Below are 25,217 nucleotides of genomic sequence, written 5' to 3'. Positions count from 1 at the left end.
ATATTTATAATGACCGCCGTTACCACAATCGTTGCGGAAGACCAACAGACAACAGTTCAGAAGTATAGCATCTCAGTCACCGAGGCTGGGGATCGTATTCGCGGTTTCAAGGGCGCGATATGCCTTGTCGATACGACCGAAGCGCTCATTGTGCATGAAACGCATCATGTGCCGGTTTACTATATTCCCCGCAAAGATGTCACGATGGGACATTTCATTCGCACCGATTTTCGCACGTTTTGCCCCTTTAAAGGCAACGCTTCCCACTGGGCTCTGGAATTAGATGGGGAACGTGTTGATCCAGCTGCTTGGTCTTACGAGCAGCCACTGTTTGAAGGTGAGCTGGTCCAGAATCACATTGCCTTTTATGGGAACGCGATTGATCGCTGGATCGTTGGCGAGGTTGAAGAGCAATTTCTCTCCCCAAACCTTATGCTTTCCGATCCTAAAAACCTTGTGGATTGGCTCATTCGAGGAGCCTGGAGCGCCATGGATCATATGGAGCTTACACAACAACTTGGCCGCCGACTTGTAAAGACAGGTATTCCCGTAAGCCGACTTAACGTTGCCCTTCGCCAATTACATCCCTTAGTGGCGGGTCGTGCGTATATTTGGAACAGAGAAGATGATTCCATTGTTGAACGAGAATTCGAACATGTTAGTTTAGGCAATGAAGCTTATCTCAAAAGCCCAATGAGGCTTGTATCTCAGGGGTTAGGCGGCATTCGAGAAAGATTGAATACAGGAAAAGAAGAGTTTGAATTTCCGATTATGAAGGAATTGAAGGATCAAGGAGCCACGGATTATGTTGCACTCCCTCTTCCTTTTTCTGATGGTTTTATTCACAATCTAACATTGACGTCAGACCACCCGGCTGGATTTTCAACATCAGATTTAGGACAGATATTTGAAGCCCTTCCCCTCATCAGCCGGATGTATGAAGTGCACAAGGTTAAAGCAGATTCTCGCACACTGCTGGAAACATATCTGGGGAAATCCGCCGGACATCAGGTCTTAAATGGGTCGGTAAAAAGAGGTGATGGTGAAACCATAAAAGCTGCCATTCTTTATTGTGATTTAAGTGATTCAACGGCACTCACCGAAAAACTGGATCAAATGGAATATCTTGATCTGCTCAATCGATTTTTCGATGCGTCAGCGGCGTCAGTCCATGATAATGGAGGGGATGTCCTGAAATTTATTGGCGATGCTATCTTGGCTATTTTCCCGACGGCTTCAGAAAATACTGAAGAGATCAGAAAAGCTTGTACGGCCGCAGTTCAAGCGGCCCAGGATACTTTAGGCGCGCTATCGGGTCAGGAAACATCAATCCCTCTTCGGTGCACCATTGGTTTGCATTTTGGCGAGGTCATGTATGGCAATGTCGGCAGCATGGAACGTCTGGATTTTACAGTTATTGGATCAGCCGCCAACCAAGCGGCACGGATAGGGGAAACGTGCAAAGAGGTTGGTCAATCCGTTCTCATGTCTCATGAGGTTGCTGGTTTCGTTCCGACCCTCACACAGCGGGTCGGCGATTTTACCTTGAAGGGTATAAAAGACAGTATGGAGCTTTATTCCCTTGAATCTGCATAAGTCTACCCCGGGCAACCAGGCATCATCGGAAAATAATATAAAAACCATCGAAAGATGGCTCACCCGGCAAATGCTGGGAGAAATGAAGCTGACCGAAACGTTCAGCGAATTTAGCAAACTGATAGACCTGAATTTATTTCCACTATTGCGCTCTCACGTCACAATGCGGCAGCTACATCCATTTATTGATCATACCGATCACACCTGGTATCGCGACGGAGAGTTAAATACCAATTCACAACCGCGTGCTAAATCGGATCGACTAATTTGGACCAGAAGCCCCCTATTTTACATGATTGAAAGATCTTTGCAGGAAATGAGTTTTGACCTGACAGATCCCAAGAATGTTCAGCTTTTCCCAGTTTTCTCTGATTTCAAAGAAATTGGTGCAACGGACTATATTGCATTTCTCACGCCTTTCGGAAATTTTGAGACTGCCTTGAAACGAAGCGACGGCTTAATATCTTCCTGGGTCACGGATAAGGCGGGAGGATTTACTGAAGAAGACAAAGAAATTTTGCGTCGACTCGTCCCGTTATTCGCAGGTGCAGCACGAATTGCGAAGCGTGAAGAAACACTGACCGATGTCTTAGGGGCCTATCTAGGCCCACTCGCCAGCGAAAAAATTCTGGATGGTAAGAACCAGCGCGGGGACGGTGACGTGACGGATGCAGTGATTTGGATTTGCGATTTACGCTCTTCCAGTGCTCTCGCGGATAGTATGGAAATGCCCGCCTATCTAGCCCTGCTTAATCAGTTCTTTGAATGTCTGGCAGAAGCGGTAATGGAACAAGGGGGCGAGGTCCTGAAGTTTATGGGAGATGGTTTTTTGGCTATCTTTCCAACAGAGAGTACTTCAACAATCTCCAAGACGGCCCAACGTGCACTTGATGCTGCACTTGAAGGCAGCAGAGCCTTACGGGAGCATCCTTCAAATGCCCGCGACTTGCGATATGGTATTGGCATTCATCATGGGGCGGTTATGTTTGGAAATATCGGCGCTACGGAACGACTGGACTTTTCGGTCATCGGACCCGCCGTGAATATGACAAGCCGTTTGCAAGACCTTACGAAAGAACTGGGAGTGACTATTCTGGTTTCCACAAATATCGCCGAAAAAATAGCTGTTGAATGGCAGAATTTTCCATCACAAACTATTCCTGGCTTGATAGATCCAATCGACGTCTTCTCTCCCAAAGCTTCAATATGACCCTTATTGGGCCTCATAATTATTTGCGTCACCAATAACCCACTCTTCTCGTTCAGCCGCGGCTCTCCAGTCCTGAAACTCGGGCAGCGCCCAAAGCGTATCAAAATAGGATTTGCAGATTTCATCCAAAGGAACGGAATGGCTATGCAAGCGAACAGTTACAGGCGCAAAAAAGATATCTGCGAGCGTAAATTGCCCAAAAAGAAACGGGCCCTCATCAGCATATTTTTCTCGACATTGACGCCAGATTTCAAAGATGCGCTGAATATCGAATTCAACTTCTTCCGGAAGTTTTTGATAGGGTATCTTCTTCAATAAATCCATAGGGATAAATTCTCGCAATGCGACAAAGCTGGAATGCATTTCAGCAACAACGGAGCGCGCATGAGCGCGGGTAAAAGTATCCTCAGGCCACAATGTTACGTCAGTAGCCTGCTCTGCGGCAAATTCACAGATGGCTAAAGTATCCCAGATCGCCTTATCTCCAATTTTAAGAGAGGGCACTTTGGGCGGTGCAAGGGGGTTGGCAATCTTTAACTCCGCATGTGAAGCTTCCCGATACAAAGGTACCAGAATTTCTTCGAATTTGAGTCCAGATTTCTTTAAAGCAAGCCACCCCCGCAAACTCCAGGATGAGTATCTCTTATTGCCAATTACCAGTACTATTTCTGACATTTTTTTCCTTGGTATTAAAATTTTTCTTACTAAAATGGCTTCTAAAGCATATTTTTAGCAAAACCAATATGATATTTCTTAACATCGATATGATGTACAAGGAAAGTTTTCATGACACCTCTCCCTCCTATGAATTGGATCAGAAGCTTTGAAGTTGCCGGCCGGCATCTCAACCTAAGTCATGCCGCGATTGAGCTGGGTGTAACCCATGGCGCCGTCTCCCGACAAGTTGCACAATTGGAAAAGCACCTTGCCACGCAACTTTTCATTCGATCAACTACTGGATTAGCCCTCACCACTCAAGGCCATCAGCTATTTACTCAGATACAACAAGGGTTTTCCCATATCAGGGCGGGTGTCGAAGCTCTTGAGAAAAAAGTACAAACGCGCCACATCACACTAACGGTTCTTCCCTCCTTCGCCATTCATTGGCTGGTAATACGGCTTAATAAATTTCAACTGTCGAACCCACAGGTAGATATTCGGCTATTAACAACGAGGCGCCTCGTTGATCTGCCGAATGAGGGTGTGGATTTTGGCTTAAGATATGGACAGGGAAACTGGCCACCGCTTGAAAGCGAATTGCTTTTAACGGATGATCTAATTTTGGTCGGAAGCCCGGCATTGAGCGAACGTATCGACCTAACAAACCCTCTGGAGCTCAGGGACAATCTTGTCATCAGTGACGAGCTCGACGGGAGTAATTGGACACGATGGCTTGAGGCAGCGGGTCTTCCCGATCTCGGGATTTCTGATCGTCCACTTTTTGACGATACCGGCATAGCCGTTCAAGCTGCTCTTAAAGGTCAAGGGATCATTTTGGGGCGTAGCTCCCTTATCGAGCAAGAATTAGAGGAAGGACGCCTAGTTCAGCTGTCGCCAATCACAATTCCAAGTTCCTTTGCCATGTATATTATCTATCCACCCGGCGTGCGCGATCATCCTCATATTGCCGCTTTTTGTAACTGGCTTCATGAAGAAGTTACCGATAATTCAACCGTTTCAAGAATGATTACGGACGCTCAGTGAAAACAAGATGAGCCGCCAGACCTATAAATATAGACCCTGAGACGCGGGACACCCATTTACCCGTCGCAGGATGCTGCAGCAATAATCGGCCGGCGCCTCCGGCAAACAATCCTGCCCCTCCATTAACTATTAAACCGGTTAAATTAAATATACCCCCAAGGATAAAAATTTGCATCGCGATCGACCCCGCCGATAGGTCAAGGAATTGCGGCAGAAACGCTATGAAAAATAGAGCTACCTTAGGATTAAGAACATTTGTCAGTACGCCACGTCGGAAGACAATCAACAGTTTCGATACCGATGACTGCGGCTGGCTGAGATCAAGAGCCCGTTGACTAAAGCTTCTAAATCCAATCCATAATAGATATGCGGCTCCAGCATAACGCAGTATATCGAATGCCAGCTCAGAAGATTTGAATATCGCAGTCACCCCAATAACCGCAAAAACCACATGGATCAGTGACCCACCTGTAATCCCCAGCGCGGCAACCAGGCCTGCTTTCGGTCCTTGTTTCAAACCACTGGCTGTCACGAACAACATATCTGGGCCGGGTGTTAAATTAAGGACAATTGCGGACAAAATGAAAAGGGCAACTTGAGTACCTTCTACAATCATAATTATCGAACTGCCGGGACTTCTGGTCGGATCACTGCTTGTGCAACCCGCATCCGCTCCGCTTTTGCATCATAAGTTGCCGCCGGCGAACCATATAAAACATATCCCTCCGCCAATGCATCACTCACACGGAGGCAGAATTCATGCGTATCTTCACCTGTAAGTAGGCGATAGCTTGGTTTTTCTTCAGTCATCAAATTTCCTTCATTAGATCCTTTGTCGGAGCTTACGGCGCCTATATCGCAAAGAGCCGATACCCAAAACAAAAGCCACTGCACCTAATATAACGAGTGGCCATTGTGCAGGCCGGACGTTCCCGCGCAAGATAATTGTTTGGGCCAAAATCGTCGCTTTTTGAGGGAGGATCTTCCAATCGATTATGTGAGCGCCAGCAGTACTGATATCTTTTGTGGCAAGAACAATAAGTGACGATTTGGTGGCATATTCCGGCGTATTATCTTCGCGTTTATCCCGGTGCTCTCCCGCCGTATCGAATAATACGTCGCCACCCGCATCCCGTAGAACAATGTCATATTCAAAAGCTTTATTGTCCGTCTCTAACAGCTCAATATTATACTCGACCTTTAACAGCACCCGCATCGGAGACATGGAGGGTTCCAGATTGATGGGATTAGATCTGCCAACCTCACCTGTCATTTGAATGACGCCGGTTTCCACTCCGCTTTCAATATAATCGTATCCAGCCCAACCCAGTAATCCAAATGAGATTGCAAATATTATAAAGGGTAAAATTCTTGGCACTCGAAGCTCCTAGCATCATACCTGGAAAACAGCGACTTGGGCTTCCCTCAACCAGCTTACAGTTTTTATCATATTTTAAAACTATCTGATAAAAAATGCCTCGTCTTTCATAGGAAAAACGAGGCATATCTCCATCAGATAAGAAGTGACTTTATTTTAACGCATCCAATATGGCCGGATCGCTGATCAAATCCTTCATCACCCTTTGGAATGCAATAGGAATATTCTCTTTGGCGAAGGCTGGGGGATTGCCGAAATCACCGCCCAGAACCTCCGTATTGTCCAACTTGTTGACGGCTAAGACCCCACCGTTCTTATCCAGAACCTCGGCCGTTACGTCATAAATGAACTTTACATTTACAAGTGTATCCGATTTCCATTCGCTAAGGTAAACGATTAAATATTTTGAAAAATCACCCGCTATCACCTGCCCTCTCGCCTCAGACCGGTTCGATGTTGGAGACGCAATCACCACGCCAGCATCAATGCCACGAGATTTAAGGCCGTCCGCGATGGCGAACGCAAAGGAGTCAGCCATCGGTCCGCCTGCTTTTGTACTGACATCAAATGGATTTCCAAATCCACCGCGTTGCAAACCGACGAAATCCGGTGTCTTTTCACCAGAAACAATATAAATACGCTGATCAACAACAGAGACACCAATTTTTTGATCTGAGCTTGCGGCCAGATCTATGGGTTGGTTCTTATAATCATACTTATTTCCAACCGCACAGGCGGATAAAAGAACTCCAAACGCCAGCAACACACCCAGCTTACTTAAATTTTTCAGATGCTGATTAAAACGGCTCATTATATACTGCACTCCTCGATTATTTGTTACGCAACAATCCCCATGGGGAAATTTGATCCATCACTATCTATAGATTAGCCTCATAAATCAATCTTACTTTGTTTAAACATAATATTTTTGCAACCTTATATAAAAAACAAGAACACTGATTGTGTTGTGGACGACGTCTGGGTAATATTTCAATATAAATAGGCATTTACCTCCCTACACAGGAAGAAAGCTCATTCAAATGCTACTCCGAGATAACGCGAAAATAGACTTCTGATTGAACTGTTATGTCTGAAAACAATTTGCAAAGCCGCAAGAAAATGGGCCGTTGGTTTTATGTGATTGGAACTTTAGTTTTCCTTGTTTATGCCGTGTGGATCATGGGGCCATATTTTCGGTCCATTATTGTTCGTGATGCCGCTGTCACCTCTTGGATAAATATTGCTACGGCCCCCATCACAGGCACCATCACATCAACTGAGCAATTCGTTGCTGGAACAGTTGGCGCCAATGGAATAATCGCAGTAATTTCGAATTCCCATCTGAACCGCAATGATTTTATAGCAGCCTTAACACGCTATGAAAACGCTGTTGCGCGGCAGCTGGAACTTCAGGAAAATTATGAGAAACTTTCAGATCTAGAAGAAAATCAAAATATATTGTTTCTTCAATATGCCGATACCTTTCGCGAGCTGCTCGCCAATCAGCTCGAAAATATATCTCGGGAGATAGAGTCAAACGCAATTGCATTAAAGAGAGCCCGTGATATTGCGTTTGAGCGCGAACAGTCTACCGTAACGAAGAAAAAAGCGCCGCAGCCTGAGCGAGATGCAACAAGGCAAACTGTCTGGAAATTTGAAGCGCGTACCGCAAGTTTGTTGTCTGAGAAAGAGAATATTAAATTACGAATAGAAGCAGCAAATAATGGTGTTTTTTTTACGGCAGACGGTAATGAACCAGCTTGGGCGAACATTCGTAATTTAGATATTCAAATACGCAAGTATGAAATTGCCGGCAAGTTGCAGCAAGCTCAGGCGGACGCCGCAGCCTCCAAACTCGCGATGGAAATGGCCGAGGAAAATTTCTCTCGAATGGCACATGGGATTGTTGAGGCTCCTGCCGGAAGCATCGTCTGGAGAAAAACAGCCGCCCCTGGCGCAACCGTACTTGAAGGTGAAAGGCTCGCCGATTGGCTTGACTGTTCCATCTTGATGATTGACGTGCCAGTTGACGATGCCGAAGTCTCTTTAATTAAAGCGGGTATGGAAGCAGAGATCCTGTTGGAGGGAGATATTACTACTCGAAAGGCGGAAGTACTTTTAACCCGCGGGTCGGCATTCACTCTGGATAACAACGACCTTGCTGCGATCGCAAAAGGCAGAGGAGATGGCACAGCCCAGGTTCTGCTTGATTTTTCTCATGAACGGGAGAATTTTGACGAATGCCCTGTTGGTCGAGCTGCCTATGTTGATTTCCCTGACGTCGGAATTTTGGATATTATCCGTGCGCGATTACGCTTTTAACCAGAAGACAAAGTGAATGCACACTCCAAGTAGCAATGAAATATCAAAGGAGCGGGCAATCGCAGCCGCCTGTATCGCAGATATTTTTATGCTGAGCGCTCAGGTAACAGTGGCCCTTTCCACGGGGACATTAACAATGCTTGCAGAAGCTGTCCGCGGTAGCCTGATGTTAATCGTCGAAATTTTTTCGTTAGCAATATTACACGCAGTGCACCGGAACAAATTACAACATTTCCAGTTTGGCATCGGCAAGATTGAGCAATTTATCTGGCTCCTTATTGGTGTTGCCTTGCTGATAAGCGGCTTATGGCTTGGACAAGTCGGAATAAGCCGATTGCTTGAAGAACCCATTGCGCCCTCTCCTCTTGCGCTTGCAATTTCGGCTACCATTAACGCAATCAATCTGCTCATCAACGGTTTCGCATGGTACGCGATGCTTTCGACACGTAAAGGGGATGATTCAGATATTTTTCGTGCTCAATTTCGAACCCGTACAGTCAAGACCCTCTCTTCCATTTTTCTACAGATAACACTGACAATCGCAGCTCTAACAAATGATTCACTCATTGCTCTAATTATGGATACTACGGGAGCAGGTGTCGTAAGCCTGTACATGATTATCAGCGGTTTCTCGATGGCCGCACACAGCTTTCCCCATCTGCTCGATAGCCCCGTATCAACACGCCGACACAATAAAATATCCAGCATTACGCAAAAAGCGCTGGGTAATACTTTTGACATTTCAAAAATAAGGACCCGGCAATCTGGCCGATACGACCATGTGGAAATTACCATTATGGTTTCGGATCAGTTGACAGGCGAACAAATTAAAAAGCAATTTTCGGGAGTTAAATCAGCAATTGAAAAAGAAATTGAAAATATTGATTTATGTATCGCGATAACAACAGAAAATTTATCTTCTCAAAAACCGTAAGCGGTTTTCCCAAACCAACCCCTCTTTCAATCTCACTATAGAGAAGTACGCAAATGCAAAAACCTCCGGAAGATAGTTACAAAACATGGGATCGGCTGGAGTACGTCAATGTCCCGGGCGGTCGGGTAGCCTGCTATATTTACAATGACAATCTGTCTTTACCGTCCATAATCGCCTTGAATGGTGGTCCCGGAGTTCCTTGTGATTATATTCGGGAATCTCATAGCTTCCTTGCTGAGAGCTCTTACCGTTTTATCGCATTTGATCAACTTGGAACGGGATTAAGCGACCGATCTGATGATGTAAGCCTCTACACACTGAAGAGATATTGCGAAGAAGTTGATGCAGTCCGGCACGCACTTGTTGAGGGCCCAGCCCATATACTTGGTCATAGTTGGGGAGGCTGGCTTGCCATCGAGTATGCTTGCATGTTTGAAGAACATCTCCTGTCACTAATCCTGGAAGACACCTGTGCAGATATTCCTTTTCTTAGGTCGGAGCAAGACAGTTTGAGATCAGCATTGGGTCCGGAGATCCTTCAAATGATGCGAGCCCACGAAGCGGCTGGCTCCTTTGAACATCCAGAATACAAAGCCGCGATCACGCTCTTGGACTACCGGCATGTGTGCCGGCTTAAGGAGAGACCGGCTGCCCTGCAACGATCCGTCGACAATATGTCCGAACATATCTATGAGCATATGCAAGGGCCAAATGAATTTGTTTATACTGGCGAGTTGGCAAACTGGAATAGAGCAGAAGAAATCAAATCAGTTCATTGCCCGGTTTTAATTATTGTCGGTCAATATGACGAAATCACATCAAATTGTGCCGAACAAATGCGCCAAAATTTCCCTAATGCTGAAATGGAACTGTTTCTTGAAAGCTCACATACACCGTTCTTCGAGGAGCCAGAGAAGTTCAGGAAAACATTACTTGAATTTCTAGATACATTCTAAAATCATCTGGCTAAACCCAAAATCCCGACCTTTTGAATGTTAGTATTAAATACCTGACTGCGTTCGACAAATCCGGCTAACCCGCTCGCGTCAATCGGCATCCGATTGTACCTATTCATTTTTCTTTACAATTGTACTTGTTGAGGAGGGCGCTTCTTCAGTTTGCGGCTGACTTGACCCTAAAATAAGGCTCGATGGGTCTTTCGTTACATCATTTTCCGCTTCGCTGTTTTCCTCTGTGTCCAATGTCACAATCGTTTGTCCGCGGGCATAGCGAATTGTCATCGTCAGGGTATTTTTTAATTTAGCTGCCTTCGATATACCAAATCTTACCCAGCTTTTCTCTCTCATTTTATCTTTTTTGGCGTCCTCCTTGTCGAATTTATCGCGAAGTGCCTGAATATCATCCATCGTTGTATCGATTGCTTGTTTGTATTCAACGTCACACATGGAATACAAGTATCCAAGGATCACATACACTATATCATCTATGAGAACATCATTAGTGCCGATACCGATTGAATTCGCTATTTCTGTCAGATTCCTGCTTTTTTCTATGAATAATTCAGTTATTTTCTTTCGCGTAATTTTATCCGGTTCTTCTTCGTGAAACCTAGCCCTTTCCCAGACGGTATCCAGGAACACTTCGCTTGCCTCATTGTATAGCGTTGTGTTTTGAATGGTGTCGTTTTCGTTGGTAGTGAGTTTGAAATCTTCGATATCGGCCGGGATAATGTACCAATAAAGAAGGAACACTGAAAATATAATGCTGATTTGACTAACACGAGTCATGTAGTTTAGAAAATCGTCTTCAGTTTGCATGAAATATTCGAGCAGCAGGAGTGCAACCAAAAAACCCAACATTATACCGCTTCCAATTAAGGAGCGGCGTGGATAATTGGTCACCAGTGTGTGAGCGTAAAGGAGGCGGTTAATTTCCCCTTGATTTTGCTCCAAGGTTGTTGCTATGCCTCGAAGTGGGATCAAGAAGCCTTCGAACTGATTTTTAACAAAAAACTGGAATTTCTTATCGTAGAAAAGGCTGGAAAAATCAGAGCTTTCTCCCAATTTTGCTTTTTTGCCCTTGGGTAGGAACATGCCGTAGCCAAATTTCTTTTTCCGAGACTGGTTTTTTTCGATCCAGCCCGTCTCAATTGCTTTATTTATTTTTTCAACACTTGTTTCTGGCAGAATGTTATACAGCTTTTCCACTAGGCCGCGGCCGATTACCAACTGCACATGTTTACTAATTTGATTATATGCCTCTTTGGCCCGCCGAACCATTCTTCGCTCGTTATCGACAAAATCGTAATGAGGTCCCGGGCCTGACATCATGGGGGCAATTGCTTCTTGCAGGATAAATTCCATGGCCGCGGAATAATAGGGATAGGTACGGTTAACATAGGTCCTTGTAAGGGGCATATAAATGTTCCTTAAATCTATGGGTTGAAACAGAAAAACGAAGTAGCCGGCCACTTGTGATAAAAATATCTTGGTCATTTGGCGTAGTGAATATTGGTGGTGTCTACAAATGTTGCACTACAGATGGTTTTACTTCTATTGATGCGGCCTGAACGCGGCTGTTTGCGCAGCACAATTTGCGGGAGTGTCTAGGTCTCCTAAGCCAAGCGAAATTCTGTCAGGCAGAACGTGTCCCTAATATTTAGGGCCAAGAATAGTAAGATAATAATTTGTCGCCAGTTGCGCTGACGCCAGCTTAACTGCGATCATCAAGCGCATATTTCAGATTGTCGTGAAATAACAGATCCAATGGAAAGGACGTAAGAGGCCAAATCATTGTAGGTTTTTCGAGAAGAAGATTTTCCAGTTATTATTGCAATGCATAAATGGATATTTTCAATTGCTGATTTAGCGTCAGAAAAATAGTTTTTCTATTTTATTAGAGGAGGTACATGGTGCCGCCGGGTGGATTCGAACCACCGGCCTCTCCCTTACCAAGGGAGTGCTCTACCCCTGAGCTACGGCGGCAATATGAGGCTGTAGAGCGCGGAATATATAAGGTTTTCAGCGCATGTCAAAGGGTTTATCGAGAAACTTCATTTTGCATATCTTGGCAGAACATCGCAGGAACTTGCACAAGCTTTGACACAAAACTCGCACAAAATGAACACCCTTTGTTCTCCCCCATTGACTCGCAGATTAAGCCTCGTGTGATGGTCACATTAGAACAAGCTTACGATCTATCAGCCCAAAATAATTTATGGAGGACATATTTTACTTGGACTACTAAAGCATAAATTTGCTCGAGCTGGGTATACCATTACAATATGGACGAGGTCGCATTAGCCTATCATGTATAATTCACTATCTTGCCTGTTGTACGAAGCTGGGGAGAGTGTCAAATTCATCAGACCTATTTATGCTCCACCCCTGTGAAACGGTTCGCTCGGCGGGGAATTGCACTGTGACTGTGGTGCCGATGTTCACTTCGCTTTGGAGGTCGAGCACGCCGCCATGTTGTTCGACAAGGGCCTTGGTTAACGATAGCCCGAGACCGGTGCCTTGGTTTTTGCGGTTTTTCTCACCATTGACCTGGCCGAAACGCGAAAGCACCGTGGGAATGTCCTTGGATTGAATGCCGATACCTGTATCAGTGATCTGGAATACGTAGCCTCTGTTGCCCTGACAGCTAACGCTGAGAGTGACCTCACCACCGGCATCGGTAAATTTGATTGCGTTGGAGAGAATGTTGACCAGGATTTGCTTCAGCCTGCGTTCATCGGCCCACAGCGCCAATAACGGATCCTGAAGCTTCAGTTTGATCTTGACCACGTCCTGGCCAGCGCGGTGCTCCACCAGTTTCACGGCGGATCGAATGATCTCCACAACTTCTATCTTATCTTCTTCGAGTTTCTCTGAACCGGATTCGACCTTAGACAAGTCCAGAATGTCATTGATAAGGGCAAGCAAATGTTTCCCCGCTTCATTAATATCAGCCGCATATTCGCGGTATTTGGGATTGCCCAACTTCCCTAAAATCTCGTCCATGAAAATCTCTGAGAAACCGATGACCGCGTTTAAGGGTGTGCGCAATTCATGGCTCATGTTTGCAAGAAACGCGGACTTGGCACGTTCCGCGGCTTCTGCAGCATGACGAGCTCGTTCTTCATACTTTTGACGCTCAATTTCTCGCTCAACTTGCTCGCGTGCTTTTGCAATTCTAGCCTGGAACGAAAGCAAAACAACACCAAACGTTGTAGTTAGAAGAAAGCTTATAATGCCAAGAATTAGCGATTCACGTCGTAGATCTGCAAAGAAATTTGCGGCGGACACATCCAGAACATAGGCCCCTATCAGATCGCCTAACTTCCATGTCTTGGTCCCCTTTTGGATAGAATTATGACATGTAACGCAGCTGTTTTTATCAGCGAAAACAGGTTTAATTGTTCTAAATATCTTCGGACCATCACTTCTCAAGAAACCTGACCATATCGGCAATGAGTTTTCAACAGCCATTTGTTGCACAATTTTCTTGCTGTGATCATCTTTGGCAGAATTGGCTATCTCCAAACCCGGAATGCCAATCATCTCTACTTGAACGGTGTCTTGCCTTTGGCGTGCATTATTGAAGCTGTTAAGTGCAACAGCTCTAAATTCTGCCGGAACAGGCATCGGGTAATTTTCGTTTTGAATGCGATGCTCACCGTAGGTGGACACGAAAGCTGTAATCAGTTGTAGAACAGTTCCTTTTTCTTCGGTTTTGCGCTCGACATATGAGGATTTCCCGTACTGGTAATAATAAAAACTAACTACTGCACCAACTATTGCGGCTAGAATCAATAAAGTCAAAAACAGTGCTTTTTGAGAGAGTCGCATACCATATACTTTCTTTTAAGTGTCACGAATTTTGATGAAAAATTCATCCACGACAGCCCTCAAAGTCTCGAATTGTTCAGAGAGTTTAATTGTTGAACCGTTGATTTCAACGACCAAGGTTTCCAGAAATTCACAGGGAAACAAGGGAGGCAAGAATTTGTCCATAGCAATATTTTTCTGTAACTACTCAATGGGATGGACAAACAGCTAACTGAAGTTTCGTGAGAAAATTACGTTACGCAAACTCCGAAAATAACGAAACCCGAAGTTGCTGGAAACCCGCCCAAACTTTGGTTTAATAATAAATAATATGAATTAATTGTATTAAATTAGTCTGAAACCAGAACACTTTCGGGTAAATTTGGTCCATAGCTACTTGCAGCGAAGAAGTTAGCGCATTCTAGTTTGGAAAATAGTCCAGAATTTTCAATGGCTTTCTTGGCAGGAAATACGTCGACAGCGTCTCTGGGATCTTCAGGAAATTGGCTGTAGTCGTGCGCCATTATGATTTTGGTCATGTCCGTAAGCCAATCCTACGAGCTTCAACCTCTTCTACGGATTGCCTAAATCAGTTTAAATGTTTAATTAAGAGCTATTATCCAATTCCTTCGTGATAGAAAAACGCTAATGACCACCGACGGCAAAAGCCCAAAAAACAATAAGGAAAAACTTCAAGCCGAAAAAGCAGCGCGCCTGGCAAATCAGCTGCGAGGCAATCTAAGAAAACGAAAATCTCTGCAGCGCCAACGTGGAGAAGAGGCACCTGACGCTATCAAGAACAAAGATCGGCTTACCGATTAGATCAGGCCTTATTTACCCTTGGCCCTCAGCTTTTCAGACTGTAGTATGCCGATCCAATGATAGTGTTCCAACGGAGAGTATAAATATGTCCATCCTGTCAGATAAATGGATCAGGTCAGCAGCGCAGGAAACAGGGATGATTGAGCCTTTCGTTGAAAGCCAAAAGCGCGAAGGAACCATATCTTACGGACTGTCCTCATATGGATATGATGCCCGGGTCTCTGATGAATTTAAAATTTTTACGAATATTGATTCGGCAACCGTCGATCCCAAAGCTTTTTCCAATGATAGTTTTGTAGATAGAAAAACCGATGTTTGTGTCATTCCACCAAATTCATTTGTTCTAGCCCGCACAGTCGAATATTTTCGTATCCCCCGTGATGTTTTGGTCATTTGCCTGGGAAAATCCACTTATGCCCGATGCGGTATAATTGTTAATGTTACACCCCTGGAACCGGAATGGGAGGGACATGTAACGCTGGAATTCTCTAACACGACACCCCTTCCTGCAAAAATCTATGCCAATGAAGGTGCTTGCCAATTCCTGTTTCTGAAAGGTAACGAGCCATGCGAAACATCCTATCGTGATCGGGCAGGCAAATATATGGGGCAGGAAGGCGTAACTTTACCAAAACTCTGATTACTTAGAACAAAATTCATATTATTAACGATTTTCAGAGCTAATAGCGCCTCAAACAAACATTTTACAACTAGAATGTGCCATTTCCTTTCCCTTGCCACAAAAATGGTCTAATAAACCCATATTTTGGCGATAAAGAGCTTGCTTGCTTCTCTCCTAGGGGTTGAATAAGGTATGGCAAGAAGGATTGGATTGTATTTTCATGGATAGCATTCGAATACGTGGCGGAAAACCGCTCTATGGCAAAATCGAAATCAGCGGTGCAAAAAATGCCGCATTACCTTTAATGGTCGCAAGTCTTCTGACTGAAGAAACTCTGACTTTGTCAAACTTACCGCATGTGGCTGATATCTCCACATTAATCAACTTGTTATGCCAACACGGGGCAACTGCCGTTATGAATGGCCGGAGCACTGAAGAAGGCTGTAGCGTTGGCAGGTCCCTATCGATTACGGCAAATGAAATAACTAATGCCGAAGCCCCATATGACATCGTGCGGAAAATGCGCGCAGGAGCTCTTGTCATGGGCCCCCTACTCGCCCGGGTTGGAAAGGCACGCGTTTCCTTACCTGGAGGCTGCGCAATTGGAACGCGCCCAATGAACCTTCACATCGACGGATTAGAATTAATGGGTGCGGAAATTGAGATTGTCGGCGGTTATATGGAAGCTGTAGCGCCGGACGGATTGAAAGGCGCTGATATACGATTTGAAACAGCCTCTGTTGGCGCGACAGAAAACCTGCTTATGGCCGCATGCTTGGCGAAAGGTCAAACGGTCTTGGAGAACGCCGCGCGGGAGCCGGAAATATTGGATCTCATCCACCTACTCCGTCAAATGGGTGCCCAAATTGAGGGTGATGGGACAGATAGGCTGGTAATAACCGGTGTTGAATCCTTGAAAGGAACCAATTACCGGGTAATGCCGGATCGAATTGAAACGGGAACTTACGCCATCGCCGCAGCAATTACCGGCGGAGAAATTGAATTAACAAATACGGATAGCGATCTTATTAAGTCAGTTATCGACGTTTTGATAGAAGCTGGGGCAGATGTTGTGCCAACGGAGTCAGGTCTAATTGTATCACGCAATACGGCGGTTCTAAATGGTGTCGACATAATGACGTTGCCTTACCCCGGTTACCCCACGGATATGCAGGCCCAAATGATGGCACTAATGACTGTCGCGGATGGCGCGGCCATGATAACAGAAACAATTTTTGAGAATCGCTTTATGCATGTTCCTGAATTGGCACGCCTTGGCGCCAATATTACTGTCCATGGTCATTCAGCCCTTGTCCGAGGTGTAGAAAACCTGGTTGGTGCGCCCGTTATGGCTACAGATCTTAGAGCATCTGTCTCTTTGGTGCTTGCGGGCTTGGCAGCGACTGGAGAAACCGTTATCAATCGTGTATATCATCTAGATCGCGGATATGAACGACTGGAAGAGAAGTTGGCTGCATGCGGCGCCGATATAGAACGGATCGCCGGAATCTGAATTGTATTCCTATTATGGGATCTGAATTATGCCTAATGGCCTGAAACTTATAGCCACCGATGCTGACGAGCTTGGCATCCTTTCGGCTGCTTTGGAGGGGACAATCACCAGTCCAGGTGAAATGAGCTTTTTGCGAGCTCAAAGGTCATTTACATTGATGGGATCCCGGTTCATGTGGGAAGAGGTTACGAGAAAACCCCTTGATTCTGAACTACAATCGCGAATTCGATCCGGGCTTCTCTTTTCGGATGTCCTTTCTGTCAGATCGCACGGCATATCTCAGGATTTCCCCAAGGAAATACTGGAATTGTTGACCGTAGGGTTCACTGAAAATGGCAGTACCTCAGCCGAAATACGCCTTAACTTCGCCGGAGGTGGTGCAGTTTCGATGGACGTTGAATGCGTCAATGTCACACTGACAGATACGGGTGAAGCTTGGCCTACGAAACATAAACCCATACATGAGGATGATATACCCCTCACTTAATCCGAACTAAAATCCAATATTTATTTGGTATCGATATAAAATGGAGCCACAAAGTGTCGTCAAGCGATGAGTTGGTTATTGCCTTGCCAAAAGGGCGAATATTAAAAGAAGTTATGCCGCTGATACGAAGCGTCGGGATTGAACCAGAAGCGGCGTTCGATGACCCGGAAAGCCGCCTTTTGCAGTTTCGCACCAATCATCCAAATATTTCCATCATCCGTGTGCGTTCGTTCGACGTGGCGACCTTCGTCGCCTTTGGAGCAGCGCAGCTTGGTGTCGCTGGCAACGATGTTTTGTTGGAATTTGATTACCCTGAAATATATGCACCAGTTGATCTGGATATTGGGCATTGCTATATCGCAGTTGCCCAGCCTGAAAATTTGGAAGATGACAGTGATCCCTCCCATTGGAGTCATGTACGTATTGCAACAAAATATCCAAATTTAACACATAAGTATTTTGCTGCAGCAGGCATCCAGGCCGAATGCATTAAACTGTCAGGCGCAATGGAGCTCGCCCCTAGCTTAGGTCTTTGCCGCCGTATCGTTGATCTTGTTTCGTCGGGTGCGACTTTGCGTGCAAATGGTCTTGTGGAAGTTGAGAAAATTCTCGATATAACCTCTCGACTTGTTGTGAACAGAGCGGCGCTTAAAACCCGCTCCATCGAGTTGAATGGATGGGTTGAGAAATTCCGGGAGGCCATTGATGCCAGTTAAACTAAGTACAGCAGACTCTGACTTTGATTCTCAGTTTTCAGCCTTACTCCATCAAAAAAGGGATACAGAATCAGACGTAAGCGCTGTCGCAGCAGAGATTTTGTCACAGGTTCAGGTTCGCGGAGACGACGCGGTGCTTGAATACACCAATAAATATGACCGCTTGACGCTTCACGATGCCGCTAGTTTAAGAATTACGAAATCTGAAATTGCAAACGCAGTCAATGAGTGTGAAACGGAAACATTAGAAGCACTTAACATCGCGGCTGCACGGATCGAGGCATATCATAAAGTACAATTACCGGATGATTATTCCTTTGTCGATCACGATGGAGTTGAACTCGGTTATCGTTGGACGCCAATTGAAAATGTCGGGTTGTATGTACCAGGCGGATTAGCCACATATCCTTCTTCAGTATTAATGAATGCCATACCGGCGAGAGTAGCCGGAGCCGCTCGCTTGGTGATGGTTGTTCCGATGCCTGATGGCGTCATTAATCCCTTGGTTTTAGCGGCAGCTGATTTAGTTGGCGTTGATGAGATATATAGAATTGGTGGAGCGCAAGCGATAGGAGCCCTTGCCTATGGAACACCGACTATACCAGCCGTCGACAAAATTGTAGGTCCGGGTAATGCCTATGTAGCTAGCGCAAAACGTCACGTTTTCGGTACTGTTGGAATAGATATGATTGCCGGCCCATCGGAAATACTGGTGGTTGCGGACAATCAGAACGATCCGGCGTGGATCGCTGCAGACCTGTTAAGCCAGGCTGAGCACGATCCTGTAGCCCAAAGCATTCTCATAACCGATGACGAATTATTCGCTGCTGAAGTTGAAAGAGCAATTTCTCTTCACCTCACCACTTTGCCACGATCGGATATTGCTTCCTCCAGTTGGACTACATTCGGTGCGATAATTCTCGTCGATAATTTATCTGAAGCGCCATCGTTAGTGGATCAGTTGGCACCCGAGCATTTGGAACTATGCGTTGACGATGCAGATGCCATGGCAAATCAGGTTCGCAATGCTGGTGCAATCTTCCTAGGTCGATATACGCCCGAAGCTATTGGAGATTATGTCGCCGGGCCCAATCATGTGCTTCCAACCTCTCGTACGGCACGTTTTTCATCTGGGTTGTCGACTTTGGATTTTGTAAAACGCACATCATTATTACGGCTTGATGCAGAAAGTCTTGGTAAAATTGGCCCCGCTGCCGTTAAGCTGGCCAAAGCCGAAGGCCTGGATGCACATGCTCTTTCCGTTGGTATTCGGCTGAATATACCAGACTGAGATTACGAAAGTGCTGAAAACGCCCATGGCCGAAAATCAACATATCGCGAAAATAGAACTGGATGAAAAGACAGTCGTTCGTCGTAACGCCGATATCGAGCATGAACGTAAAGTTGCGATTTTCGATATTCTCGATGGGAATTCCTTCATTGTGACCGGATTTGAAGAAGATGGGCCTTATTCCCTGCATCTCAGCATTGAAGATAATCGATTGATCTTTGATATCAGGACAGAAGATGATCAAACGGAACTTGTCCGCATACCACTGCCTGTCATTTCTTTTCGCCGTATCATCAAAGATTATTTCCATGTATGCGAAACATATTTCGAAGCCATTAAAACCGCCTCTCCTTCCAAAATCGAAGCAATTGATATGGGGCGGCGCGGCCTCCATAATGATGGGTCAGAGCTTCTCCAAGAGCGGTTGAAAGAGAAGGCCGAAACCGATTTTGATACTGCTCGGCGTCTGTTTACACTAATGTGCGTCCTGCATATTCGAGGATAGAGAGGTGAATATGGCTGCCGTATTGACCTCTGAACTCAGGACGATCAACAGCTTATGAGTGATCGTCCGTTTTCCGATGGGCTGCCAGGCAGCGTTCTATTTGCCTGCACCCATAATAGTATTCGATCGGTGATGGCAGAGGTCATTATGAAGAGTCTTTATGGGCACGCAGTTTATGTGGATAGTGCCGGCGTTCTCGCCAAAGATGTTGATGGTTTTGCTGTAGAAGTTCTCGATGAAATTGGCTTGGATGGTGGAAATCATGTTGCCAAGAATTTCGAGGACTTGGAAGACAGCTCATTCGACTTAATTATTTCCTTATCAGCAGAAGCACATGCGAAAGCACAGGAGCTTACCCGGACGACAGCAAGTGAAACGGAGTTTTGGAATACGGTTGATCCATCACTCATGGAAGGAAATCGTGAAATGCAACTGAATGCTTTTCGGCATGTGCGCGATGATCTTTATGAAAAGATCAAAGCACGATTTAGAACTGCTCCTGCGCCAAAAGTATAAAATTAGCCGGCTAACTGTGACGATTGTCGGTAGATTTAGGCCATTTTCGAGAAATCTTTCACACTACTTGCAGGAAATGCTTGCATTTAATCGCCTGCCCCCCTTATTTTGCACCCAACCAAAGTAACTGGATTGGAAGTTTATGGCTAAAGAAGAACTACTAGAGTTTGATGGTACTGTGACGGAATTACTACCGAATGCTATGTTCCGTGTAATTTTAGAGAATGATCACGAAGTCCTTGCCCATACCGCAGGCAAGATGCGTAAACATCGTATTCGCGTACTTGCGGGTGACAAAGTAACCGTAGAAATGACACCTTACGACTTGACGAAAGGCCGGATCACTTTCCGCTATAAGTAAGGGTGATCATCCATGGCTGACAGAAAAGAGGCGTTTGCAGCACATACTTCAATTGCAAACAAAGATTCCACATCGGCCACATTGCCCACCCCTTCTCTTGTTCTTGCTTCTGCCTCTCCACGACGCCTATCACTCCTGAAACAAATTGGTGTCATACCAGACATCGTCAGCCCCGCTGACATAGATGAAGCAGCTCATAAAGACGAACTGCCGCGCGATACTGCAAAAAGACTTTCGCAAGAAAAAGCACATGCTGTGTTTCCTCAATTTGGCGGCAAGTTTCTTCTTGCTGCAGATACGGTTGTTGCAGTTGGTCGCCGCGCCCTCAATAAAGCTGAGAATGAAGAGGAAGCATACAGCTTCTTGAAGCTACTCTCCGGTCGTCGCCATCAGGTCCATACCGGTGTCACACTAGCTATGCCCAACGAAACAACCATATCGCGTCTCGTATCCAGTTCGGTAGTTTTTAAAGCCCTGAGTGAGCATGAGCTCCGCTCTTACATTCAAACAGAAGAATGGCGCGGAAAAGCCGGTGGATACGCTATTCAGGGCCGAGCGGCTTCCTTTGTGCGATCCATTCAGGGGTCCTATAGTAACGTTGTTGGACTTCCTCTTTTTGAAGTGAGTAATATGCTCATTGGCAACGGTTTCGATATCTGGACGTCTCGGGAATAATGCGTAATACACTTCTTATAGAAGAAGGTCTATTTGAATCCCGCGCAGCTTTATTGCGCGAAGATGTTGTCATCGATCTTCGGATTGAAAGAGCCGGTGATATTTCAACCGTCGGAGATTTCTATTTTGGCCGGATAAGCAAAATCCTACACGATCTGGATGTTGCGTTCGTTGATCTTGGCGGACAAAAGCATGGTTTCCTGCAAGCGCGCGATATCGAGAATAAGGGAAAGCCTATTGCTCAAGTTACACATGAAGGGCAAAAGTTGTTAGTACAAGTGAGCAAAGATGAACTGTGGGAGAAGAATGTCCAGCTTACCTGCCGTTTTACTTTTAAAGGCGTTAATTTGATTTACCAACCTTTAGGGAATGGCATAACTTTTTCAAGAAAAATTCGTGAAGATACAGATAAAGAGCGGATAAGGGCAGCCGCCCAAAAGCATCTTAAAACCGGCGGACTCACAATTCGTACGTCCGCAAAACTTGCCAGCGACGAACAAGTATCCAACGAAGCGGCCTTTTTAAGTGACCAATGGTCAGAAATTCAGCAATTCCAATCTAAAGCCTCAAAACCTGGGAAATTTCCCACTGAAAAAACACCTACTTCGGCTGTTTTAACCGGTTTTCTATCTGACAACCTCAATGTCGTGGTCAACTCCGCAAATGCCTTTCGAATATGTGAAACCTATCTCGAGCAGGCGGCACCCAACATGAAATCGAACCTTACACTCTGGAATAAGCCTACTTCCCTTTTTGAAGAATATGGTATCGAAGAAGAAATAGAACGAGCATCCCAACGGCGTGTTGACCTTGATTCCGGCGTTAGTCTCTCCTTCGATCAAACGGAAGCCCTTCTCATTGTGGATGTAAATTCATCTTCTGCAATAAAAGCGAAGGGAATCAATTCTGTCGCTTTATCCAGTAACCTGGAAGCTGCAAGTGAAATTGCCCGGCAAATTCGATTGCGTAATTCGTCCGGGATAATCATTATTGACTTTATTCAGATGAATGGCGCTGGTGACGTTCAAAAAGTTTCTGATTGTTTGAAGAAAATATTCAAAAGCGACCCCATTCAGACTCGCTTGATAGGGATGACGGAACTAGGGTTAATGCAAGTAACGCGGAAGCGAACCCGCAAATCCTTACAGAATATTCTGACGGCATCATGCGCACATTGTGCAGGGACAGGGCGGCAAGATGCAACAATGACCAGCCTTTCGGATCTTGTCAGAACTCTGCAACAAGACATCGCTTCACGCGATGGGAAAGCCATTAGAATTGACGCTGGAAGAGCTCTTTCTCAACATCTTTTGCAGCACAAAGTGCTGATTGAAAATTATTTGTCACGCCCTCTGGCAATCACCGAAAATGCTGATTTACCTAACAATAGTTATCAACTAGGCTAAGCCCACTATGACTGAGGAAAACCAACCAAAAAAACTCTGCCCCCAATGCTCGAAACCAACGGTATTTGAATTTCGCCCTTTTTGCTCCGCCAGGTGCAAGCAACTGGATCTTGGGAAATGGTTCAATGAAAGTTATGTTATTCCGGGCGAAGAAACAATTCCCGCAAATGATCATAATGAAGAATAAAGGGTCTGGGATCCATCAGTTTGTTTCAGCTCCAAGGCCGCGTACAGATCGCACTATTATCAAAATCGACACATCAGCTGCTTCTAAAGGAGGATATCGGGCCAAACAAAGAGCCCAATATTCTCCGTATCCTGAGCCAATTAAACAGGCAAAATATTGTTGATTTCTTTTTCCGTCTATTTACGCGAACAAGTCTGGACAGCCCTTTATATTTCTTCTATAACGCTGCTGCTTCGCATGGATGCAATCGCATCATCTGCGGCGTGCCCAGGTAGCTCAGTTGGTAGAGCAGCGGACTGAAAATCCGCGTGTCGGTGGTTCGAATCCGCCCCTGGGCACCATTTTTTCTTAGTCGACCCGGAGACATAGGTTACAAATTGTACCCAAGACATGGGAAACATTCCTTCCATGGCACTTCACACTCCTTCGCAAAGCGCTCATTGTGTAACCTATGTGATCGGAATAATCTGTGAACTATCTGTCGGGAAGATCATCCCGCAAATGTATCGCATAATAACTTGAATTTGACGAACCGGATCCTCCCTTAGATCAGACCGCTCTGTGTTCCAATTGCATGACGACAGACAAATAGGAGACGAATACCCTATTCCAGCAAACATCCTCACTTTCTGACATTCATAATAGAATATGCGCAATCCCAGATTGGCCTTTTACAACGAGCATCGGCACGATGTTAGCTATCACTATTCTAATTCCTGCGCTGTTCGCAATAGTGCAAAAACTATTTGTCACTCCAATTATAGAGAATGCATCAAAAATTGTGAACTGAGATAGGACCCTACGAAGTTATGTAACGAAAGGAAGTTACTGAGGCAATTCCTCAATCATAACGATCAAACTCATTACGTAGAAAATGCCCCATCCCCAATACTGAATTTTGGCAGTGAAAGGTAGTCGAGATTTGCGTTTTCGATAAGTGAAAAATAATCCGGCGACAGCGACACATACTCCCAAAAACATAGCTACGACGATAGCTTCCATGTCCTCGGATCCATCAATTGCCTCGTTGGAAAACAGAAATATGATCAAAAAACCAGCGATAGCGACGGCAAAGCAAATTAGATTTTCCTTCTTTTCGTGCTTTTTATCCACCTTCAGTGACACTTGAGCCGGTTGCTTCTTCGCTGCAGTAGTAGTTGTTTCCTGAAGGGCAGGCTTCAACGCAGGTTTGGTAGACCATTCTAGTTCTGATGTATTTAACTGTGGTTCTGGCGGCTGTTTTACGGCCAGCCATGCTTCGGTAAACCCACCCGAGCGCATGTCTTCGTCGGCAAAGCAGGCAAGCAAGGCATAGTGTTTCTTTTCGTGGGGTTTAATTTCTCCCGGCGCTTTTTCTGACAGTGAAAGCGCCGCTGTTAGAATTGAATTGGGCAAAGTTCGCGCCGCGCCCATGGCCAAAAGTTTCTCCTGCACCACATCCCGGCGTTTTTTCCAGTGGCTCTTGCCGCTGCGGGCGATAATCAGCTCTCCCTCTACATTGAGATCCCACTTCATTGGCTTCTGGTGACTGTCCTTCTGCACCTCCTTAAACGTATATCTATACAATTCGTTGAGGGTAATGACGCCGTTTTGATCTGTATCAGCATCGCCGCTGAGGATTCCGTTGACCAAATGCTTGGTGAAAACGCTGAGATCGTCTCCCTCGTTTTCCTTCGCTGTCTGCAAGCCGGTGGAGGCGGTCAGCACATAGGTACCCTTGCCGCCGGACATCAGGTTGAGCTGTTCATCGACCGTTCCCTTGGTGAAGGATTTTTCAATGGCGCCGCTATAGCAGCAGTCAAGGATGATTGCCAACTGGTTCGCTGCCGAAACATCGAAATAATCCTTGATCTGCGACACCGGCACTGATGTTGCCTCCAACACATCAACCGAGGTATTGGTCGTCGCCAAATACAGCCGTCCAGCTTCATCGAGCTTGCCATGCCCTGAATAGAAGAACACTACCATATCTTCCCGGTCCGCCGCTTTGATCACTCGGTTTACTTTTTTGAGAATTTCATAATGAGGTTCGTTCTTGAGTATATGAACATGTTCAAACCCCCCATGATTATCAGCACCGAGGGCCTCACCCAACGTTTCCACATCCTGCAGGGGACAACGTAGGTTGGTCAGTGAGTCATCTTCGGGAAAGTCACTGGTGGCAACTAGAATGGCGTGTCTTTTTCCGCTCATGTGTACA

Annotated in this window: 27 protein-coding genes and 2 tRNA genes; 19 read left to right on the top strand and 10 right to left on the bottom strand. The window is 45.6% G+C overall.

What is annotated here, in order from left to right; translation table 11 throughout:
• The first annotated feature begins 9 nt into the window (after window positions 1-9).
• Window positions 10-1,596, top strand: a complete 1,587-nt coding sequence (locus NBZ79_RS03640; protein ID WP_251935620.1) for a DUF427 domain-containing protein — start codon at window positions 10-12, stop codon at window positions 1,594-1,596.
• Window positions 1,583-2,806, top strand: a complete 1,224-nt coding sequence (locus NBZ79_RS03635; RefSeq protein ID WP_251935618.1) for an adenylate/guanylate cyclase domain-containing protein — start codon at window positions 1,583-1,585, stop codon at window positions 2,804-2,806. The genes NBZ79_RS03640 and NBZ79_RS03635 overlap by 14 nt, the downstream gene beginning before the upstream one ends.
• A gap of 3 nt (window positions 2,807-2,809) precedes the next feature.
• Here NBZ79_RS03635 and NBZ79_RS03630 read toward each other — a convergent pair whose 3' ends face one another.
• A complete protein-coding gene (locus NBZ79_RS03630) occupies window positions 2,810-3,481 on the bottom strand; it encodes a glutathione S-transferase family protein (protein ID WP_251935616.1) in 672 nt (223 codons plus the stop codon).
• Window positions 3,482-3,592: 111 nt separating this feature from the next.
• Between NBZ79_RS03630 and NBZ79_RS03625 the strand changes: the two genes are divergently transcribed.
• Window positions 3,593-4,510, top strand: a complete 918-nt coding sequence (locus NBZ79_RS03625; protein WP_251935614.1) for a LysR substrate-binding domain-containing protein — start codon at window positions 3,593-3,595, stop codon at window positions 4,508-4,510.
• Here NBZ79_RS03625 and NBZ79_RS03620 read toward each other — a convergent pair.
• The 4 genes from NBZ79_RS03620 to NBZ79_RS03605 all read right to left on the bottom strand — a co-directional run bounded on the left by NBZ79_RS03620 (window position 4,494) and on the right by NBZ79_RS03605 (window position 6,699).
• On the bottom strand, window positions 4,494-5,126 hold the full coding sequence (locus NBZ79_RS03620) for a LysE family translocator (RefSeq protein ID WP_251935612.1): 633 nt from the start codon (window positions 5,124-5,126) through the stop codon (window positions 4,494-4,496). The two genes, NBZ79_RS03625 and NBZ79_RS03620, sit on opposite strands and share 17 nt — an antisense overlap.
• A 2-nt stretch (window positions 5,127-5,128) precedes the next feature.
• The gene (locus NBZ79_RS03615; RefSeq protein WP_251935610.1) at window positions 5,129-5,320 is read right to left on the bottom strand and encodes a DUF1737 domain-containing protein; all 192 of its coding nucleotides are present in this window, start codon (window positions 5,318-5,320) and stop codon (window positions 5,129-5,131) included.
• Window positions 5,321-5,333: 13 nt separating this feature from the next.
• A complete protein-coding gene (locus NBZ79_RS03610) occupies window positions 5,334-5,888 on the bottom strand; it encodes a hypothetical protein (RefSeq protein WP_251935608.1) in 555 nt (184 codons plus the stop codon).
• Between the two features lie 151 nt (window positions 5,889-6,039).
• Window positions 6,040-6,699 carry a hypothetical protein gene (locus NBZ79_RS03605; protein ID WP_251935606.1) on the bottom strand — a complete coding sequence of 220 codons (660 nt, stop codon included), beginning with the start codon at window positions 6,697-6,699 and terminating at the stop codon, window positions 6,040-6,042.
• A 275-nt stretch (window positions 6,700-6,974) separates the two neighbouring features.
• Here NBZ79_RS03605 and NBZ79_RS03600 point away from each other — a divergent pair, with 275 nt between their 5' ends.
• Genes NBZ79_RS03600 through NBZ79_RS03590 form a run of 3 tightly spaced genes read left to right on the top strand, consistent with a single transcriptional unit; the run spans window position 6,975 to window position 10,100 of the window.
• Window positions 6,975-8,210 (top strand): HlyD family secretion protein, encoded by a 1,236-nt coding sequence (locus NBZ79_RS03600; RefSeq protein WP_251935604.1) that lies wholly within the window; start codon window positions 6,975-6,977, stop codon window positions 8,208-8,210.
• 16 nt (window positions 8,211-8,226) lie between these two features.
• Complete coding sequence (locus NBZ79_RS03595) at window positions 8,227-9,144, top strand: cation diffusion facilitator family transporter (protein ID WP_256470294.1); 918 nt, start codon at window positions 8,227-8,229, stop codon at window positions 9,142-9,144.
• A gap of 53 nt (window positions 9,145-9,197) precedes the next feature.
• The gene (locus NBZ79_RS03590) at window positions 9,198-10,100 is read left to right on the top strand and encodes a proline iminopeptidase-family hydrolase (protein WP_251935602.1); all 903 of its coding nucleotides are present in this window, start codon (window positions 9,198-9,200) and stop codon (window positions 10,098-10,100) included.
• Window positions 10,101-10,211: 111 nt separating this feature from the next.
• On the opposite strand, the gene NBZ79_RS03585 is transcribed toward NBZ79_RS03590, so the two are convergent.
• The 4 genes from NBZ79_RS03585 to NBZ79_RS03570 all read right to left on the bottom strand — a co-directional run bounded on the left by NBZ79_RS03585 (window position 10,212) and on the right by NBZ79_RS03570 (window position 14,455).
• Window positions 10,212-11,576 (bottom strand): hypothetical protein, encoded by a 1,365-nt coding sequence (locus NBZ79_RS03585; protein WP_251935600.1) that lies wholly within the window; start codon window positions 11,574-11,576, stop codon window positions 10,212-10,214.
• A 438-nt stretch (window positions 11,577-12,014) separates the two neighbouring features.
• Window positions 12,015-12,089, bottom strand: a tRNA-Thr gene (locus tag NBZ79_RS03580).
• 336 nt (window positions 12,090-12,425) lie between these two features.
• Entirely contained in the window at window positions 12,426-13,937 is a 1,512-nt protein-coding gene (locus NBZ79_RS03575; RefSeq protein ID WP_251935598.1) for an ATP-binding protein, read from the bottom strand.
• A gap of 329 nt (window positions 13,938-14,266) precedes the next feature.
• Window positions 14,267-14,455 carry a hypothetical protein gene (locus NBZ79_RS03570; protein WP_251935596.1) on the bottom strand — a complete coding sequence of 63 codons (189 nt, stop codon included), beginning with the start codon at window positions 14,453-14,455 and terminating at the stop codon, window positions 14,267-14,269.
• 109 nt (window positions 14,456-14,564) lie between these two features.
• On the opposite strand from NBZ79_RS03570, the gene NBZ79_RS03565 reads away from it, so the two are divergent.
• The 13 genes from NBZ79_RS03565 (at window position 14,565) to NBZ79_RS03510 (ending at window position 23,358) form a co-directional block, all read left to right on the top strand.
• Window positions 14,565-14,738 carry a hypothetical protein gene (locus tag NBZ79_RS03565; RefSeq protein ID WP_251935594.1) on the top strand — a complete coding sequence of 58 codons (174 nt, stop codon included), beginning with the start codon at window positions 14,565-14,567 and terminating at the stop codon, window positions 14,736-14,738.
• An 85-nt stretch (window positions 14,739-14,823) separates the two neighbouring features.
• Window positions 14,824-15,378: a dCTP deaminase gene (gene dcd / locus NBZ79_RS03560; protein ID WP_251935593.1), complete on the top strand. Its 555-nt coding sequence runs from the start codon at window positions 14,824-14,826 to the stop codon at window positions 15,376-15,378.
• A 202-nt stretch (window positions 15,379-15,580) separates the two neighbouring features.
• Window positions 15,581-16,873: a UDP-N-acetylglucosamine 1-carboxyvinyltransferase gene (gene murA, locus NBZ79_RS03555; protein WP_251935591.1), complete on the top strand. Its 1,293-nt coding sequence runs from the start codon at window positions 15,581-15,583 to the stop codon at window positions 16,871-16,873.
• Window positions 16,874-16,901: 28 nt separating this feature from the next.
• Complete coding sequence (locus NBZ79_RS03550; protein WP_251935589.1) at window positions 16,902-17,360, top strand: DUF2948 family protein; 459 nt, start codon at window positions 16,902-16,904, stop codon at window positions 17,358-17,360.
• Between the two features lie 113 nt (window positions 17,361-17,473).
• Window positions 17,474-18,076 carry an ATP phosphoribosyltransferase gene (gene hisG, locus NBZ79_RS03545; protein ID WP_476749699.1) on the top strand — a complete coding sequence of 201 codons (603 nt, stop codon included), beginning with the start codon at window positions 17,474-17,476 and terminating at the stop codon, window positions 18,074-18,076.
• On the top strand, window positions 18,066-19,367 hold the full coding sequence (gene hisD / locus NBZ79_RS03540) for a histidinol dehydrogenase (protein WP_251935585.1): 1,302 nt from the start codon (window positions 18,066-18,068) through the stop codon (window positions 19,365-19,367). The genes hisG and hisD overlap by 11 nt, the downstream gene beginning before the upstream one ends.
• Before the next feature lie 25 nt (window positions 19,368-19,392).
• Window positions 19,393-19,872, top strand: coding sequence for a UPF0262 family protein (locus NBZ79_RS03535; protein WP_251935584.1), 480 nt, complete (start codon window positions 19,393-19,395; stop codon window positions 19,870-19,872).
• A 54-nt stretch (window positions 19,873-19,926) separates the two neighbouring features.
• Entirely contained in the window at window positions 19,927-20,388 is a 462-nt protein-coding gene (locus NBZ79_RS03530) for an arsenate-mycothiol transferase ArsC (protein WP_251935583.1), read from the top strand.
• 142 nt (window positions 20,389-20,530) lie between these two features.
• Entirely contained in the window at window positions 20,531-20,749 is a 219-nt protein-coding gene (gene infA, locus NBZ79_RS03525; protein ID WP_251935582.1) for a translation initiation factor IF-1, read from the top strand.
• Window positions 20,750-20,761: 12 nt separating this feature from the next.
• Window positions 20,762-21,424 carry a Maf family protein gene (locus tag NBZ79_RS03520; protein ID WP_251935581.1) on the top strand — a complete coding sequence of 221 codons (663 nt, stop codon included), beginning with the start codon at window positions 20,762-20,764 and terminating at the stop codon, window positions 21,422-21,424.
• On the top strand, window positions 21,424-22,830 hold the full coding sequence (locus NBZ79_RS03515) for an Rne/Rng family ribonuclease (RefSeq protein ID WP_251935580.1): 1,407 nt from the start codon (window positions 21,424-21,426) through the stop codon (window positions 22,828-22,830). Before NBZ79_RS03520 ends, NBZ79_RS03515 begins: the two co-directional genes overlap by 1 nt.
• Before the next feature lie 7 nt (window positions 22,831-22,837).
• Window positions 22,838-23,017: a DNA gyrase inhibitor YacG gene (locus NBZ79_RS19605; RefSeq protein ID WP_338056130.1), complete on the top strand. Its 180-nt coding sequence runs from the start codon at window positions 22,838-22,840 to the stop codon at window positions 23,015-23,017.
• Between the two features lie 265 nt (window positions 23,018-23,282).
• Window positions 23,283-23,358: transfer RNA gene (locus NBZ79_RS03510), tRNA-Phe, on the top strand.
• A 484-nt stretch (window positions 23,359-23,842) separates the two neighbouring features.
• Here NBZ79_RS03510 and NBZ79_RS03505 read toward each other — a convergent pair.
• Window positions 23,843-25,210, bottom strand: coding sequence for a caspase family protein (locus NBZ79_RS03505; protein ID WP_251935579.1), 1,368 nt, complete (start codon window positions 25,208-25,210; stop codon window positions 23,843-23,845).
• Between the last annotated feature and the right edge of the window lie 7 nt (window positions 25,211-25,217).

The organism is Sneathiella marina, assembly GCF_023746535.1.
Taxonomy (GTDB): Bacteria; Pseudomonadota; Alphaproteobacteria; order Sneathiellales; family Sneathiellaceae; genus Sneathiella; species Sneathiella marina.
The sequence above is the reverse complement of the archived record's forward strand: the minus strand, read 5'-3'. Positions and strand labels throughout refer to the sequence as shown.

Coding starts and splice junctions, on each gene's coding strand:
- hisG (WP_476749699.1), top strand. CDS start 17,474: ATGCCGCTGATACGAAGCGTCGGGATTGAACCAGAAGCGGCGTTCGAT.
- NBZ79_RS03520 (WP_251935581.1), top strand. CDS start 20,762: ATGGCTGACAGAAAAGAGGCGTTTGCAGCACATACTTCAATTGCAAAC.
- NBZ79_RS03620 (WP_251935612.1), bottom strand. CDS start 5,126: ATGATTGTAGAAGGTACTCAAGTTGCCCTTTTCATTTTGTCCGCAATT.
- NBZ79_RS03600 (WP_251935604.1), top strand. CDS start 6,975: ATGTCTGAAAACAATTTGCAAAGCCGCAAGAAAATGGGCCGTTGGTTT.
- NBZ79_RS03575 (WP_251935598.1), bottom strand. CDS start 13,937: ATGCGACTCTCTCAAAAAGCACTGTTTTTGACTTTATTGATTCTAGCC.
- NBZ79_RS03505 (WP_251935579.1), bottom strand. CDS start 25,210: ATGAGCGGAAAAAGACACGCCATTCTAGTTGCCACCAGTGACTTTCCC.
- NBZ79_RS03630 (WP_251935616.1), bottom strand. CDS start 3,481: ATGTCAGAAATAGTACTGGTAATTGGCAATAAGAGATACTCATCCTGG.
- NBZ79_RS03615 (WP_251935610.1), bottom strand. CDS start 5,320: ATGACTGAAGAAAAACCAAGCTATCGCCTACTTACAGGTGAAGATACG.
- NBZ79_RS03535 (WP_251935584.1), top strand. CDS start 19,393: ATGGCCGAAAATCAACATATCGCGAAAATAGAACTGGATGAAAAGACA.
- NBZ79_RS03570 (WP_251935596.1), bottom strand. CDS start 14,455: ATGACCAAAATCATAATGGCGCACGACTACAGCCAATTTCCTGAAGAT.
- NBZ79_RS03595 (WP_256470294.1), top strand. CDS start 8,227: ATGCACACTCCAAGTAGCAATGAAATATCAAAGGAGCGGGCAATCGCA.
- hisD (WP_251935585.1), top strand. CDS start 18,066: ATGCCAGTTAAACTAAGTACAGCAGACTCTGACTTTGATTCTCAGTTT.
- NBZ79_RS03515 (WP_251935580.1), top strand. CDS start 21,424: ATGCGTAATACACTTCTTATAGAAGAAGGTCTATTTGAATCCCGCGCA.
- NBZ79_RS03605 (WP_251935606.1), bottom strand. CDS start 6,699: ATGAGCCGTTTTAATCAGCATCTGAAAAATTTAAGTAAGCTGGGTGTG.
- NBZ79_RS03590 (WP_251935602.1), top strand. CDS start 9,198: ATGCAAAAACCTCCGGAAGATAGTTACAAAACATGGGATCGGCTGGAG.
- dcd (WP_251935593.1), top strand. CDS start 14,824: ATGTCCATCCTGTCAGATAAATGGATCAGGTCAGCAGCGCAGGAAACA.
- NBZ79_RS03565 (WP_251935594.1), top strand. CDS start 14,565: ATGACCACCGACGGCAAAAGCCCAAAAAACAATAAGGAAAAACTTCAA.
- infA (WP_251935582.1), top strand. CDS start 20,531: ATGGCTAAAGAAGAACTACTAGAGTTTGATGGTACTGTGACGGAATTA.
- murA (WP_251935591.1), top strand. CDS start 15,581: ATGGATAGCATTCGAATACGTGGCGGAAAACCGCTCTATGGCAAAATC.
- NBZ79_RS19605 (WP_338056130.1), top strand. CDS start 22,838: ATGACTGAGGAAAACCAACCAAAAAAACTCTGCCCCCAATGCTCGAAA.
- NBZ79_RS03625 (WP_251935614.1), top strand. CDS start 3,593: ATGACACCTCTCCCTCCTATGAATTGGATCAGAAGCTTTGAAGTTGCC.
- NBZ79_RS03530 (WP_251935583.1), top strand. CDS start 19,927: ATGAGTGATCGTCCGTTTTCCGATGGGCTGCCAGGCAGCGTTCTATTT.
- NBZ79_RS03640 (WP_251935620.1), top strand. CDS start 10: ATGACCGCCGTTACCACAATCGTTGCGGAAGACCAACAGACAACAGTT.
- NBZ79_RS03550 (WP_251935589.1), top strand. CDS start 16,902: ATGCCTAATGGCCTGAAACTTATAGCCACCGATGCTGACGAGCTTGGC.